Raw genomic sequence first — 15330 nt, 5'->3', positions numbered from 1 at the left:
CTGGTCGATATTCTGTTCTTTGGGCCCTGTGGTGCTTGTGCCGATACTGCGTCCGGTCGGCAGCCAGCGAAGCTGCCATAAGCCACACCGCCACAGGACATAATAAAAATGAAAAAGGCATTACAAGGCGCAACCCTGCTGATGACATTGATCGGCGCAGGGGAAGCCGCCGCCGTGGAGTGGATGAACAACAGCGTCGGCTTTCGGTACGGCAAGGAGTTCACCAACCCGAACAACCCGCACTACATCAGCAAGCGCATCTACAGCTTCACCCATGCCAGTGGGTACCAGTACGGCAGCAACTACCTGCACCTGGACGTACTGCTCTCCGACAACGACGATCCGCGCAAAGGCACCAACAAGGGCAGCAGTGAAGTCTATGGTGTCTACCGTCACCAGCTCTTTGCCTCCCGGGTATTCGATACGCCTGTGGGTACAGGCCTGATCAAGGACTACGCGTTGACCATGGGCTTTGATGCCAGCCGCAACAATAACTTGGGCTCAGCGAAAAAGCGTGCCCTGGTCTTTGGTCCGACCCTGAAGTTCAACACGGTCGGCGTACTCGACCTGAGCTTGTTGTACTACAAGGAAAACAACCATTCCGGTATTCCCGGGGCGAAGGATCCGGATCACACCTTCGACGATACCTATCTGCTCAACCTGGCCTGGATGCGTCCGTTCGAGGTCGGTAGCCACGCAGCCAAGTTCCAGGGCTTCGTCAACTACACCGGGGAAAAGGGCCACGATTACAACTATCGCGATACTGCCCCGGAAACCCTGATGCGCACCTCGTTGATGTTTGCCGTATTACCGGGCAAGAACGTCAAGCCCAACCTCTACCTGGGGGTCGGTTACGAGTATTGGCACAACAAGTTCGGGGTGGACGGTGGGCGTGGTACCCGCACTTCAGCACCGACCTTGAACATGGAAGTGACCTTCTAGCCTGCACCTTGCCACTTGGGCTTCAGGCATAAAAAATCCCCCGTTCGGCTTGCCGCGAACGGGGGATTTCTGCTTTCAGGGCTTAGCGCTGGTGAACTTGCTGGCCGGCGGCATAGGTCTGCAGCACGGTACGGTCATCCCCCAGGGTCATCAACACGAACAGGGTTTCGGCGATGTTGTTGGCCTGCTTCAGGCGGTAGCTGAGCAGTGGTGTGGCGTTGTAGTCGAGGACCACGAAGTCGGCATCGGTACCGGGGTGCAGGGTGCCGATCCGATCTTCCAGGCGCAGTGCCCGGGCACCGCCGAGGGTGGCCAGGTACAGCGACTTGAAGGCGCTCAGGCGCGCACCTTGCAGCTGCATGACCTTGTAGGCTTCGTTGAGGGTTTGCAGCAGCGAGAAACTGGTACCGCCGCCGACGTCGGTGCCCAGGCCGACATTGAGCTTGTGTTTTTCCGCCATCGGCAGATTGAACAGGCCACTGCCGAGGAACAGGTTCGAGGTCGGGCAGAAGGCCACGGCCGAGCCGGTTTCCGCCAGCCGCGCGCATTCCTCATCGCACAGGTGCACGCCGTGGGCAAACACTGAGCGCTCTCCCAGCAACTGGTAGTGGTCGTAGACGTCCAGGTAACCCTTGCGCTCCGGGAACAACTCCTTGACCCATTCGATCTCCTGCAGGTTTTCACTGATGTGGGTCTGCATGTAGAGGTCGGGGTACTCGGTTAGCAGCTGGCCGGCGAGGGTCAGTTGCTCGGGAGTGCTGGTTGGCGCGAAACGTGGGGTCACCGCGTAGTGCAAGCGGCCCTTGCCGTGCCAGCGCTCGATCAGTGCCTTGCTTTCCTGGTAGCCCGATTCCGCAGTATCGGTCAGGTAGTCCGGGGCGTTGCGATCCATCATCACCTTGCCGGCAATCATCCGCAGGTCGAGTTTCTCGGCAGCGGCGAAGAATGCGTTGACGGACTGCGGGTGCACGCTGCCAAACACCAGGGCGGTGGTGGTGCCGTTGCGCAGCAGTTCCTTGATGAAGATGTCCGCCACTTGGTTGGCGTGGTCCTGATCGGCGAACTGGCTTTCACAGGGGAAGGTGTAGGTGTTCAGCCAGTCCAGCAACTGTTCGCCATAAGCCCCGACCATGCCGGTCTGGGGCAGGTGGATATGGGTGTCGATGAAACCCGGGGTGATCAGGGCATCCGGGTAGTGGTTGATCTGCACGTCTGCGGGCAGGCCGGCGAGCAGTTCGCTGGCGTGGCCGAGGGCGCTGATCCGACCGTCCTCGACCACCAGCAGACCGTCTTCAAAATACTCATAGGAGGCTTCGATTCCGACTTCGGCCGGGTCGGCGATGCTGTGCAGGATGGCGGCACGGTAGGCTTTGCGAGTCAGGGGCATTGTCGTTCTCAGTGTGTGGCTTGTCAGTTTGAAGCGTGGCTGCGGCGCGAGGCCGGCAGCAGTTTGGCAATCGGTTCGGCACTGACGCTGGGCTGGCCGAAATGTGCGTTATAGGTGGCGATTATCTCACCGGCGATGGAAATGGCGATTTCCACAGGCAGCTTGCCTTTGACTTCGCCAAGCCCCATCGGGCAGCGCATGCGTTGCAAGGTGGCGGCGTCAAAACCGCGATCGCGCAGGCGGTGTTCGAACTTGACCCGCTTGGTCTTCGAGCCGATCAGGCCGAAATAGCTGAAGTCGTTGCGCTTGAGCAGGGCTGCGGTCAACTCCAGGTCCAGTTGGTGATTATGGGTCATGACAATGCAATAGCTGCCAGGGGGTAGGTTATCGACCTCGTCCACCGGTTCTTCGCTGATGATCTTGCGTACGCCTGGGGGAATCTGTTCCGGGAACTCCTGTTCCCGCGAGTCGATCCAGCGCACCCGGCAGGGCAGGCTGGCCAGCAGCGGCACCAGGGCGCGCCCGACGTGTCCGGCGCCGAACACGGCAATGTGCGCCTGCACTTGGCCCATGGGTTCGAACAGCAGCACTGTGGCCCCGCCACAGCACTGGCCAAGGCTGGCGCCGAGACTGAAGCGCTCCAGGTGAGTGGACTGCTTGCCGCTGGACAGCATCTCCCGGGCGATCTGCATGGCCTTGTATTCCAGGTGGCCGCCGCCGATGGTGTCGAAGGATTGGTTGGCACTGACCACCATTTTCGAGCCGGCGTTGCGTGGCGTCGAGCCGAGCTCCTCGATGATGGTCACCAGCACACAGGGTTCCCCCTGGGTTTGCAGGTCGGCGAGGGCGCTGATCCAGTTGTACATGTTCACCTCGACATCTTGGTTGTCTGTCCGGGCCTTTTCGCCGGCAAGCCGGCTGCTACAGGTGTGTTGTAGGAGCCGGCTTGTCGGCGCAGGCCGTTACAGCGGCGCCAGCTCGGTTTGCGGGTCCGCGGCCTTGGTTACCTGCAAGCGGCGCATCTGCTCGCAGCCCCACAACACCCGCTCCGGCGTGGCCGGCGCGTCGATCTGCGGCTGGTGCCGGTAGTCGCCGAGGCTGGCCACTGCGTCCTTGATCGCACACCAGGCGGCGATGCCGAGCATGAACGGTGGTTCGCCCACGGCCTTGGAGTGGAACACTGTGTCTTCCGGGTTCTTGCGGTTTTCCACCAGCTTGACCCGCAGGTCCAGGGGCATATCGGCCACCGCAGGGATCTTGTAGCTGGCGGGGCCATTGGTCATCAGTTTGCCCTTGGCATTCCACACCAGCTCTTCGGTGGTCAGCCAGCCCATGCCCTGGATGTACCCGCCTTCGACCTGGCCGATGTCGATGGCCGGGTTCAGCGAGGCGCCAACGTCGTGCAGGATGTCGGTGCGCAACATCTTGTACTCGCCGGTCAAGGTATCGACGATCACCTCGGCACAGGCCGCACCGAAGGCGAAGTAGTAGAACGGCCGGCCCCGGGCCTGGCTGCGGTCGTAGTAGATTTTCGGGGTCTTGTAGAAGCCGGTGCTGGAGAGTGAAACCTGGGCGAAATACGCCTGCTGGATCAGCTCCTCGAAGGTCAGGATATGTTCACGTACGCGTACATGGCCGTTGTGGAACTGCACATCCTCCTCGCTGACCTTGTAGTGCCGCGCAGCGAACTCCACCAGGCGTGTCTTGATGGTCTGCGCAGCATTCTGCGCCGCCTTGCCATTCAGGTCGGCGCCGCTGGACGCAGCGGTGGGCGAAGTGTTGGGCACCTTGTCGGTATTGGTGGCGGTGATCTGTGCCCGGTCGATGTCCACCTGGAACACCTCGGCCACCACCTGGGCCACCTTGATGTTCAGGCCCTGGCCCATTTCGGTGCCGCCGTGGTTCAGGTGAATGCTGCCGTCGGTGTAGATGTGGATCAGCGCGCCGGCCTGGTTGAGGAAGCTGGCAGTGAAGGAAATGCCGAATTTCACCGGGGTCAGCGCCAGGCCTTTTTTCAGGATCGAGCTGTTGGCGTTGTACCGGCGGATGGCTTCACGGCGCTCGGCGTACTGGCTGCTGGCTTCCAGTTCGGTGGTCATTTCCTCGAGCATGTTGTGCTCGACGGTCTGGTAGTAGTGAGTGACGTTGCGTTCGGTCTTGCCGTAATAGTTGGCCTTGCGCACCGCCAGCGGGTCCAGGTGCAGGTGGCGGGCGATGGCGTCCATCACTTCCTCGATGGCGACCATGCCTTGCGGGCCACCGAAGCCGCGGTAGGCGGTATTCGACGCGGTGTTGGTCTTGCAGCGATGGCCATTGATGGTGGCATCGCCCAGGTAGTAGGCGTTGTCGGCATGGAACATCGCCCGGTCGACGATAGACGCCGAGAGGTCCGGCGAGCAGCCGCAGTTGCCCGCCAGCTCCAGCTGGATGCCGTGCAGGCGACCGTTATTGTCGAAGCCGACGTCGTACTCGACGTAGAAGGGGTGACGCTTACCTGTCATCAGCATGTCTTCGACCCGCGGCAGGCGCATCTTGGTCGGCTGGCCGGTGAGGCGTGCGATCACCGCGCACAGGCAGGCGGGGCTGGCGGCCTGGGTTTCCTTGCCGCCAAAACCGCCGCCCATGCGCCGCATGTCGACCACGATCTTGTTCATTGATACGTCGAGCACTTCCGCCACCAGTTTCTGTACTTCGGTGGGGTTCTGGGTCGAGCAGTAGACGATCATGCCGCCGTCTTCGGTAGGCATCACCGAGGAGATCTGGGTTTCCAGGTAGAAATGTTCCTGGCCGCCGATGTGCAAGGTGCCTTGAATGCGGTGTTCGGCGCTGGCCAGTGCGCCGGCCGAATCGCCGCGCTGGTGGGTGTGGCTATCCAGCACGAAGTGGCGTTTGCGCAGGGCTTCCACCACATCCAGCACCGGCTCCAGGTCCTGGTATTCGATGATTGCGGCCATCGCCGCCTTGCGCGCGGTATCCAGGTCCTTGGCCGCTACGGCCAGCACCGGCTGGCCGACAAACTCGACGGTGTCGATGGCCAGCAACGGGTCGCCGGGCAATAGCGGGCCAATGTCCTTGAGGCCGGGAATATCCTCGTGGGTAATGGCGATGCGCACCCCTTCGAAGGCGTAGCAGGGCGCGGTGTCGATGCTGATGACCCGGGCATGGGCACGGTCCGAGAGTCGTGCAAAGACGTGCAGTTGGTTGGGGAATTCCAGGCGGTCGTCGATGTACACCGCTTCACCTGACACGTGTTTGGCGGCGCTGTCGTGCTTGACGCTGCGGCCGACGCCGGTGGTCAGGTCCTGGTGAAACAGGGCCGTCAGTTCGGCTTGGGTCTTCTCGACTTTGTGATGATTAGACATAAGCGGTCACCCGGGTCTCGATGTGCGGTGTGTGCAGTTCGATGAAGTATTTGCGCAGCAGGTTCTGTGCGCTGAGCAGGCGGTATTCCTTGCTCGCGCGAAAATCCGAGAGCGGGGTGAAGTCTTGCGCGAGAGCCGCGCAGGCGCGTTCTACGGTGGCCTGGTTCCAGGGCGCGCCGACCAGGGCGGCTTCACAGCTCTTGGCCCGTTTCGGAATCGCCGCCATGCCGCCGAAGGCAATGCGGGCATCGCTGACCATGCCGTTTTCGATCCGCAGGTTGAAGGCCGCGCAGACCGCAGAAATATCGTCATCCAGGCGCTTGGACACCTTGTAGGCGCGGAACAGCCGTTCGGCACTGGCCCGGGGCACGATGATCTTTTCGATGAACTCGCTGTCCTGGCGGGCGGTGACCCGGTAATCGATAAAATAGTCTTCCAGGGCCAAGGTCCGGCGTACGTCGCCCTTGCACAGTACGATCTGCGCGCCCAGGGCTATCAGCAGGGGCGGCGAGTCGCCGATCGGCGAAGCATTGCCGATATTGCCGCCCAGGGTGCCCTGGTTACGGATCTGCAATGAGGCGAAGCGCTGCAGCAGTTCGCCGAAATCCGGGTACTCGGCATGCAGTGCGTCATAACAGTCGGTGAGGGCGGTGGCGGCGCCGATTTCCAGGCGATCGTCGAAGCGTTCGATGCGCTTCATCTCGGCAATGTTGCCGACGTAGATCATGACCGGCAGGGTTCGATGGAACTGGGTCACCTCCAGCGCCAGGTCGGTGCCGCCGGCCAGCAGCCGGGCTTGCGGATAGGCGTCGTAGAGGTCGGCCAGGTCGGCGACGGTCAGCGGCACCAGGCAGCGTTTGTCACCGCTGTTGAGCTCGCCGGTGTCCTTGGGCGCAATGGCCTTGAGGCGGGCGATGGTCTCGGCCTGGCGGGCATCGAACTGATCGCGCTGCTGGCCGCAGCAGGATTGTTCGGCTGCGGCGAGAATCGGCCGGTAGCCGGTGCAGCGGCAGAGGTTGCCGGCCAGGGCTTCGTGGGCCTTGTGGAGGTCGGGTTCAGAGCTGTTCTTTTGCAGGGCGAACAGTGACATGACGAAGCCCGGGGTACAGAAGCCGCACTGCGAGCCGTGGCAGTCGACCATGGCCTGTTGCACGCTGTGCAGTTGACCCTGGTGCTTGAGCCCTTCGACGCTGATCAGATGCTTGCCGTGCAGGGACGAAACGAAGGTCAGGCATGAGTTGAGGCTGCGATAGCGAATGGATTCGCTGCCCTGGGCATCCACCTGCAGCTCGCCCACCACCACGGTGCAGGCGCCGCAGTCACCGCTGGCGCAACCTTCTTTGGTGCCGGGTTTGCCCAAGTGCTCGCGCAGATAGTTGAGCACGGTCAGATTGGGGTCCAGGGCGTGCTCGCTACGGAGTTCCTGGTTGAGTAAAAACTGGATCACGGAAGGCCTCGCAGACTCATTATTATTGTTAACCGACGTGAGCCGAATTTAGTCATGTCTGACTTTTCGGTCAATGATTTTCTGACTTTAAGGTCAGGAAATTTCGATGGTCAACATTTCAAGTATGAACGGTATCCCGGTCGCTGCTGCCGCGGGCTGCGATAAGGCCTGAAGGGCCTTGTGCATTATCGACAGGGTCACTGCCCCTGGAAGCGATCGCAGCCCGCGGCAGCGGCTACAGAGTCCGTATCAATCTGCTTGTTTCATGCCAAATTCCCCTGTTGGGGCACTCCGCCATGAGGTATCAATTGCGCTACACTGCGCGGCTTGTGCCGATTAAAGATTTTGAAGGAAAACCATGACGTTCAAGGCGCCGGACAGCCTCGCCGAGCAAATTGCTCACCACCTCGCCGAACGTATCATTCGCGGGGATCTCAAGCCTGGGGAGCGGATTCAGGAACAGAAGGTCACCTTGGCCCTCAATGTCAGCCGTGGATCGGTGCGCGAGGCCTTGCTGATTCTCGAGCGTCGCCATCTGATCGCGATCCTGCCGCGCCGCGGTGCCCACGTGACCGAGCTTACCGAGCACAAGGTCCGCAGCCTCTGCACCCTGATGAGCGAGCTGTACATCCTGCTGGGCAACTCGGTGGCCAGTGGCTGGGCACAGCAGAGCGACATGGCGCCGTTCCTGCAGATCCAGCAACGGCTGGTGAGCGCTTACGAGCGCCAGGACATCCGCGCCTTTGTCGAAGACAGCTTCAGCGTGATGCGCGCGGCCTATCCCTTCGCCAACAATCCGTACCTGCAGGAAACCGTCGAGAACCTGCAACCGGCCATGAGCCGTGCCTATTACCTGGCACTGGAGCAGCGCAAGGCATCGATGAGCGAGTACCTGGCACTGTTCGAGCAACTGTTGGCCGCGGTGCTGGCTCGTGACCTGGAGCAGATCCGTCAGGTGCTGACGGCGTATGCCCAGCGCAGCAGCGATCTGGTGGTATCTGCGTTGGCGGATGCGTAAACGTGCGACTCAAGTGCATCAAGCTGGCGGGGTTCAAGTCCTTCGTCGACCCCACCACGGTGAACTTCCCCAGTAACATGGCGGCGGTAGTCGGGCCCAATGGCTGCGGCAAATCGAACATCATCGACGCGGTGCGCTGGGTGATGGGTGAAAGCTCGGCGAAGAACCTGCGTGGCGAGTCGATGACCGATGTCATCTTCAACGGCTCCACCAGCCGCAAGCCGGTGAGCCAGGCCAGCATCGAACTGGTGTTCGACAACTCCGACGGCACCCTGGTGGGCGAATACGCCGCCTACGCGGAGATTTCCATCCGCCGCAAGGTGACCCGCGACAGCCAGAACAGTTACTTCCTCAACGGCACCAAGTGCCGCCGTCGGGACATCACCGATATCTTCCTTGGCACCGGCCTGGGGCCACGCAGCTACTCGATCATCGAGCAGGGCATGATCTCCAAGTTGATCGAGGCCAAGCCCGAGGACCTGCGCAACTTCATCGAAGAAGCCGCGGGCATCTCCAAGTACAAGGAGCGCCGGCGCGAGACGGAAAATCGCATCCGCCGCACTCACGAGAATCTGGCACGCCTGACCGACTTGCGCGATGAGCTGGAGCGCCAGCTCGAACGCCTGCATCGCCAGGCCCAGGCCGCCGAGAAGTATCAGGAGTACAAGGCCGAGGAGCGTCAGCTCAAGGCGCAATTGTCGGCCCTGCGCTGGCAGGCGTTGAATGAGCAGGTGGGCCAGCGTGAGTCGGTGATTGGCAGCCAGGAAGTCAGTTTCGAGGCGCTGGTGGCCGATCAGCGCAATGCCGATGCCGCTATCGAACGCTTTCGTGATGGTCACCATGAGCTGTCCGAGCGCTTCAATCTGGTGCAGGGCCGTTTCTACTCGGTGGGCGGTGATATTGCCCGGGTCGAGCAGAGCATCCAGCACGGCCAGCAGCGTCTGCGGCAGTTGCAGGAGGATTTCAAGGAAGCCGAGCGCGCACGTTTGGAAACCGAGTCGCATCTGGGGCACGATCGCACGTTGCTGGCGACCCTGGGGGAAGAGCTGGGCATGCTCGAGCCCGAGCAGGAAGTCACTGCGGCGGCAGCCGAGGAAGCGGCAGCGACCCTGGAAGACGCCGAAACCACCATGCACGGTTGGCAGGAACAGTGGGACGCCTTCAACCTGAGTTCCGCCGAGCCGCGGCGCCAGGCGGAAGTGCAGCAGTCACGTATCCAGCAGTTGGAAAGCAGCATGGAGCGCTTGTCCGAACGGCAACGGCGCTTGACCGAGGAGCGCGAGTTGCTCTCGGCCGACCCGGAAGATGCGGCGATCCTCGAACTCAATGAACAACTGGCTGCCAGCGAGGCGACCCTGGAAGACTTGCAGGCCAGCGAGGAGTCACAGGTCGAGCGCCTGGAGCAACTGCGCCAGCAATTGCAGCAGGCCACCCAGGCCCAGCAGCAGGCACAGGGTGAGCTGCAGCGGCTCAACGGCCGGCTGGCGTCCTTGGAGGCTTTGCAGCAAGCGGCGCTCGACCCAGGTACCGGCACTGCCCAATGGCTGCGTGAACAGCAGTTATCCGAGCGTCCGCGTCTGGCCGATGGCATGCACGTGGAAGCGGGTTGGGAACTGGCGGTAGAAACCGTGCTCGGCGCCGATCTACAGGCGGTTCTGGTGGACGATTTTGCCGGTATCGATCTGGCAGGTTTTGCCCAGGGTGATCTGCGTTTGCTGAGCCTGCAGGGGGATGCTTTGCGCGTGCCTGGCAGCCTGCTGGACAAGGTTGAATCCCAGGTGGACCTGTCGCCCTGGCTTGGCCAGATCAAACCGGTGGAAACCCTCGAGCAGGCCTTGGCCTTGCGCGGGCAACTGGCCCCAGGGCAAAGCTTGATCAGTCGCGACGGCTACTGGGTTGGTCGGCATTTCCTGCGGGTCCGGCGTGCCAGTGAAGCGGAAAGTGGCGTGCTGGCCCGGGGTCAGGAAATCCAGCAACTGACGTTGGAGCGTGATGAGCGCGAAGCCAGTGTCGAGACCCTGGAGAGCCAATTGCTCAATCTGCGGGCGCAGCAGCGTCAGCAGGAGAACGGCCGCGAACACCTGCGCCGCCTGTTGCAGGATGAAGCTCGGCAACAAGGGGAACTGAAAGCCAAGTTGTCCGCGGGCAAGGCCAAGGCCGAACAGTTGAGTTTGCGCCGTACCCGCCTCGATGAAGAGTTGGTCGAGCTCGGTGAGCAGCGTGAGCTGGAGCATGAACACGTCGGCGAGGCACGCCTGCAGTTGCAGGATGCCCTCGACAGCATGGCCCTGGACACCGAGCAGCGAGAACTGCTCCTGGCCCAGCGCGACAGCCTGCGCGAGCGCCTCGATCGGGTGCGCCAGGAGGCGCGCCAGCATAAGGATCACGCTCATCAATTGGCGGTGCGCATGGGCTCGCTCAAGGCCCAGCACGATTCCACCCGTCAGGCCCTGGAACGCCTGGAGTTGCAATCCGAGCGCCTGACCGAGAAGCGCGAACAGCTCAGCCTCAACCTGGAGGAGGGTGAGGCTCCCCTGGAGGAATTGCGCCTCAAGCTCGAAGAGCTGTTGGAAAAGCGCATGACCGTGGACGTCGAGCTCAAGACCGCACAGATCGCCCTGGAAGATGCCGACCGTGAACTGCGCGATGCCGAGAAGCGCCGCAACCAGGCCGAGCAGCAATCCCAGCTGATCCGTGGCCAGCTCGAACAGCAGCGCATGGAATGGCAAGCCTTGAGCGTGCGCCGCAAGACCTTGCAGGAGCAGTTGCTGGCCGACGGCTACGACCTCGACGGGGTGCTGGCGACCCTGACGGGCGATGCCAGCGAGCAGGCCGCCGAAGAAGAGTTGGAGCGTATTGCGGCGCGGATTCAGCGCCTGGGGGCGATCAACCTCGCGGCCATCGACGAATACCAGCAGCAGTCCGAGCGCAAGCGCTACCTGGATGCCCAGAATGCCGATTTGGTAGAGGCCCTGGAAACCCTGGAGAACGTGATTCGCAAGATCGACAAGGAAACCCGTAATCGTTTCAAAGATACCTTTGATCAGATTAATGCTGGTTTGCAGGCACTCTTTCCAAAAGTTTTCGGTGGTGGCAGCGCTTATTTGGAACTGACGGGCGAAGATCTACTCGATACAGGGGTAACGATCATGGCGCGTCCGCCGGGCAAGAAGAACAGCACTATTCATTTGCTCTCCGGTGGCGAAAAGGCATTGACCGCATTGGCGTTGGTGTTCGCTATCTTCAAGTTGAACCCCGCGCCGTTTTGCATGCTCGATGAAGTTGACGCGCCGCTGGATGACGCTAACGTTGGACGTTATGCAAGATTGGTTAAAGAGATGTCGCAGACTGTGCAGTTCATCTATATCACCCACAACAAGATCGCCATGGAAATGGCCGATCAATTGATGGGGGTGACGATGCACGAACCCGGTTGTTCGCGCCTGGTAGCCGTGGATGTCGAGGAGGCGATGGCGATGGTGGACGCTTGAGTCTGTATGACTGAGGCGACTGTTGGGGGGATAAATCGAGGATTTTTCCCATTGCCAAGCTGGCCAATCGATATATTGGCCGTAACCGTTGTGACAGACGGTGTAAAGTTGCCTTTGGTCGTGCTAATTTAATGTCAATTTTTCCTATGCGTGGGCAAAACGCCATTCAGAACATAGAGTTGGCGCCACGTTTTAAAGCGGTTTGCAGATTGTAAACCCCTTATTTTTCAGCATTTTTTATAGAGGCACGGGATTACATGGAAATCGGTCTGCGCGAGTGGCTGATCGTCATCGGCATTATTGTTATCGCCGGTATTCTTTTTGATGGCTGGCGGCGTATGCGCGGCGGCAAGGGGAAGTTGAAATTCCGTCTTGATCGAAGTCTTTCCAATCTGCCGGATGAGGAAGGCGGCGGTGCCGAGTTGCTGGGTCCGCCTCGGGTGCTGGACAACCATAAAGAGCCACAACTGGACGAGCATGATCTGCCGTCGGTGAGCATGTCTGCCCGCGAGCCACGGGAAAACTCTTCGTCCAAGCGCAGCAAGCGTGGTGGTGAGCCTCATCAGGGCGACCTCAACCTGGATCTGGACCTGGACAACGGCCCGAGCTTCAGCAGCCGCGACGACGACTTCCCGGCCGATGAAGGCAAGTCCGCCAGTCATATCGACAAGGAACAACCGCAAGCCGAAGAAGTGCTGGTGATCAGCGTTATTTGCCGTGACACCGCCGGCTTCAAAGGCCCGGCACTGCTGCAGAACATCCTTGAAAGCGGCCTGCGCTTTGGCGAGATGGATATTTTCCATCGCCACGAAAGCATGGCCGGTAATGGCGAGGTGCTGTTCTCCATGGCTAACGCAGTCAAGCCCGGCGTGTTTGACCTGGACGACATCGACCACTTCAGTACTCCGGCAGTGAGCTTCTTCCTTGGCTTGCCTGGCCCGCGTCACCCGAAGCAAGCCTTCGACGTGATGGTTGCGGCGGCCCGCAAGTTGTCCCAGGAACTCAACGGCGAGCTCAAGGATGATCAGCGCAGCGTCCTGACCGCCCAGACCATCGAGCACTACCGTCAGCGTATCGTCGAATTCGAGCGCCGTGCCCTGACCCAAAAGCGCTAAGCTCTCGCAGCCAGCTCCTCTTGTAGGTGCTGGCTTGCCAGCGACGCCTGTGCCCCTATCTTCAGATCGAGCAGCCTAGGCTGCTCTTTTGCTTTTTGAGAGAACCTCCCATGACCGCCGCCGAAACCCGCATTCTTGAGCTGCGCGCTGAGCTGGACCAGCACAATTACCGCTACCACGTGCTCGACGAGCCGAGCATCCCGGACGTGGAGTACGACCGGCTGTACCACGAGCTCAAGGCCCTGGAAGCCGAGCATCCGCAACTGGTAACCAGCGATTCGCCTACTCAGCGCGTCGGCAGTGCAGCGCTCTCGGCCTTCACTCAAGTGCGTCATGAAGTCCCTATGCTCAGCCTGGGCAACGCCTTCGAAGAAGTCGACATGCGCGAGTTCGATCGACGGGTCACCGAAGGCCTGGATCTGCCGGCGGGCGACCTGTTCGGTGGTGGTGCGGCGGTGGAGTACAGTTGCGAGCCCAAGCTCGATGGCCTGGCGGTCAGCTTGCTGTACCAGGACGGTGTGCTGGTGCGTGGCGCTACCCGTGGCGACGGCACCACCGGTGAAGACATCAGCGTCAACGTGCGCACCGTGCGCAACATTCCGCTCAAGCTGCAAGGCAGCGGCTGGCCGGCAACTCTGGAGGTGCGCGGTGAAGTGTTCATGTCCAAGGCCGGTTTCGAGCGCCTGAACGCCGCGCAGCTGGAGTCGGGTGGCAAGACCTTCGCCAACCCGCGCAATGCCGCCGCAGGCAGCCTGCGCCAGCTGGATTCGAAGATCACCGCCAGCCGGCCCCTGGAATTCTGCTGCTACGGGCTGGGCCAGGTGAGCGCCGATATCGCCGACACCCATATCGGCAACCTGGAGCAACTCAAGCGCTGGGGCATGCCCATCAGTCATGAGTTGCGGCTGGCCAAGGGTATCGATGAGTGTCTGGATTATTACCGTGAGATCGGTGAGCGACGTAATGCGCTGCCGTATGAAATCGACGGCGTGGTGTTCAAGGTCAACAGCATTGCCTCCCAGCGTGAGCTGGGCTTCCGTGCCCGGGAGCCGCGCTGGGCCATTGCCCATAAATTCCCGGCGATGGAGGAGCTTACTGAGCTGCTGGACGTGGAGTTCCAGGTCGGCCGCACTGGCGCGGTAACTCCTGTCGCGCGCTTGAAGCCGGTCAAGGTGGCTGGGGTCACCGTATCCAATGCCACCTTGCACAACATGGACGAAGTGGCGCGCCTGGGTCTGATGATTGGTGACACGGTGATCATCCGTCGCGCCGGCGACGTGATTCCGCAAGTGGTGCAGGTGGTCGCCGAGCGGCGTCCCGAGAATGCCCGGCCGGTGCAGATTCCCGAGAGCTGTCCGGTCTGTGGTTCCCACGTTGAGCGCACGCAGTTGGTCAAGCGCAGCAAAGGCCGGGAAACCGTCAGCGAAGGTGCGGTGTATCGCTGCGTCGGCCGCCTGGCCTGTGCTGCCCAGCTCAAGCAGGCGATCATCCACTTCGTCTCCCGTCGCGCCATGGACATTGAAGGCCTGGGGGACAAGACCATCGAGCAATTGGTGGATGAAAAGCTCATTGCCTCGCCGGCAGATCTCTACCAGCTCAAGTACGAACAGATCATCGACCTGGAAGGCTTTGCCGAGGTTTCCAGCAACAAGCTGCTCAAGGCTATTGAGGACAGCAAGCGCCCGGCGCTGGCGCGGTTCATCTATGCCCTGGGTATCCCGGATGTCGGTGAAGAAACCGCCAAGGTGCTGGCACGTTCCCTGGGAGCTTTGGAGCGGGTCCAGCAGGCACTGCCCCAGGTGCTGACCTATCTGCCGGACGTGGGCTTGGAAGTGGCTCACGAGATTCATAGCTTCTTTGAAGACAGCCATAACCAGCAAGTGATCGGTGCCTTGCTGGCCGAGGACCAGTGCGGCCTGGTGTTGCAGGATCAGGGCGATCTGGGCGCGGAGTTCGCCGCCAGTACCACCCTGGGCGGCATGCTCGACAAGCTCAATATCCCCTCGGTGGGCCCGGGCGCCGCGCAGAAACTGGCGGACAAGTTCGGCTCCCTGCAGGGGGTGATTGCTGCTGACTGGCTGGATATGCGCCAGGCTCTGCCAGAGAAACAGGCCAAGTCGGTACGCGAGTTTTTCGACAACCCGAGCAACGCCCAGCTGGCCCAGGCCATTGAGGACCAGCTCAAGGCGTTCGGCATGCACTGGCAAAGCGAGAAGAAGGTCGTTGAGGGCTTGCCTTTGGCAGGGCAGACCTGGGTGCTCACCGGCTCCCTGGAGCTGATGAGCCGTGATGTGGCCAAGGACAAATTGGAAAGCCTGGGTGCCAAGGTGGCAGGGTCCGTCTCGGCGAAAACCCACTGTGTGGTGGCCGGTCCTGGCGCGGGTTCCAAGCTGGCCAAGGCCAGCGAGCTGGGCCTCAAGGTGCTGGACGAAGAGGCTTTCGTTGCGTTCCTTGCGCAGCACGGCATCTCCATTCCGGCCTGAGTGGCAAGGGGCGGCTTGCCGGTGAAGCCTTTCGCCGGTAAGCCGTCTCCTACAAGGCTGAGGGAACGATGACGCAGCCGGGATG

The 15330-nt window shown here is 61.3% G+C and carries 9 protein-coding genes; 5 read left to right on the top strand and 4 right to left on the bottom strand.

Annotated elements, in window-relative coordinates; translation table 11 throughout:
• Positions 1-108 precede the first annotated feature (108 nt).
• Positions 109-942: a nucleoside-binding protein gene (locus tag GV819_RS02710; RefSeq protein ID WP_161753256.1), complete on the top strand. Its 834-nt coding sequence runs from the start codon at positions 109-111 to the stop codon at positions 940-942.
• 82 nt (positions 943-1024) lie between these two features.
• On the opposite strand, the gene guaD is transcribed toward GV819_RS02710, so the two are convergent.
• From guaD to xdhA, 4 genes are all read right to left on the bottom strand, one after another.
• Positions 1025-2329 carry a guanine deaminase gene (gene guaD, locus GV819_RS02705; protein ID WP_161753254.1) on the bottom strand — a complete coding sequence of 435 codons (1305 nt, stop codon included), beginning with the start codon at positions 2327-2329 and terminating at the stop codon, positions 1025-1027.
• Between the two features lie 23 nt (positions 2330-2352).
• Positions 2353-3195, bottom strand: coding sequence for a xanthine dehydrogenase accessory protein XdhC (xdhC, locus tag GV819_RS02700; RefSeq protein WP_161753252.1), 843 nt, complete (start codon positions 3193-3195; stop codon positions 2353-2355).
• A 96-nt stretch (positions 3196-3291) separates the two neighbouring features.
• Entirely contained in the window at positions 3292-5691 is a 2400-nt protein-coding gene (gene xdhB, locus GV819_RS02695; RefSeq protein WP_161753250.1) for a xanthine dehydrogenase molybdopterin binding subunit, read from the bottom strand.
• Positions 5684-7138, bottom strand: coding sequence for a xanthine dehydrogenase small subunit (gene xdhA / locus GV819_RS02690; RefSeq protein ID WP_161753248.1), 1455 nt, complete (start codon positions 7136-7138; stop codon positions 5684-5686). The genes xdhB and xdhA overlap by 8 nt, the downstream gene beginning before the upstream one ends.
• Positions 7139-7496: 358 nt before the next feature.
• Between xdhA and GV819_RS02685 the strand changes: the two genes are divergently transcribed.
• The 4 genes from GV819_RS02685 (at position 7497) to ligA (ending at position 15245) form a co-directional block, all read left to right on the top strand.
• Positions 7497-8156 carry a GntR family transcriptional regulator gene (locus GV819_RS02685; protein WP_161753246.1) on the top strand — a complete coding sequence of 220 codons (660 nt, stop codon included), beginning with the start codon at positions 7497-7499 and terminating at the stop codon, positions 8154-8156.
• A 2-nt stretch (positions 8157-8158) separates the two neighbouring features.
• On the top strand, positions 8159-11647 hold the full coding sequence (gene smc, locus GV819_RS02680) for a chromosome segregation protein SMC (RefSeq protein ID WP_161753244.1): 3489 nt from the start codon (positions 8159-8161) through the stop codon (positions 11645-11647).
• Positions 11648-11904: 257 nt separating this feature from the next.
• Positions 11905-12762, top strand: a complete 858-nt coding sequence (gene zipA, locus GV819_RS02675) for a cell division protein ZipA (protein ID WP_161753242.1) — start codon at positions 11905-11907, stop codon at positions 12760-12762.
• Positions 12763-12872: 110 nt separating this feature from the next.
• The gene (ligA, locus tag GV819_RS02670) at positions 12873-15245 is read left to right on the top strand and encodes an NAD-dependent DNA ligase LigA (RefSeq protein WP_161753240.1); all 2373 of its coding nucleotides are present in this window, start codon (positions 12873-12875) and stop codon (positions 15243-15245) included.
• The last annotated feature ends 85 nt before the right edge of the window (positions 15246-15330 follow it).

The sequence above is a fragment of the Pseudomonas sp. Fl5BN2 genome, from assembly GCF_009908205.1.
Taxonomy (GTDB): domain Bacteria; phylum Pseudomonadota; class Gammaproteobacteria; order Pseudomonadales; family Pseudomonadaceae; genus Aquipseudomonas.
Note: the sequence above shows the minus strand (reverse complement) of the source record. Positions and strands in the feature narration are given on the sequence as shown.

Coding starts and splice junctions, on each gene's coding strand:
- GV819_RS02710 (WP_161753256.1), top strand. CDS start 109: ATGAAAAAGGCATTACAAGGCGCAACCCTGCTGATGACATTGATCGGC.
- guaD (WP_161753254.1), bottom strand. CDS start 2,329: ATGCCCCTGACTCGCAAAGCCTACCGTGCCGCCATCCTGCACAGCATC.
- xdhC (WP_161753252.1), bottom strand. CDS start 3,195: ATGTACAACTGGATCAGCGCCCTCGCCGACCTGCAAACCCAGGGGGAA.
- xdhB (WP_161753250.1), bottom strand. CDS start 5,691: ATGTCTAATCATCACAAAGTCGAGAAGACCCAAGCCGAACTGACGGCC.
- GV819_RS02685 (WP_161753246.1), top strand. CDS start 7,497: ATGACGTTCAAGGCGCCGGACAGCCTCGCCGAGCAAATTGCTCACCAC.
- zipA (WP_161753242.1), top strand. CDS start 11,905: ATGGAAATCGGTCTGCGCGAGTGGCTGATCGTCATCGGCATTATTGTT.
- ligA (WP_161753240.1), top strand. CDS start 12,873: ATGACCGCCGCCGAAACCCGCATTCTTGAGCTGCGCGCTGAGCTGGAC.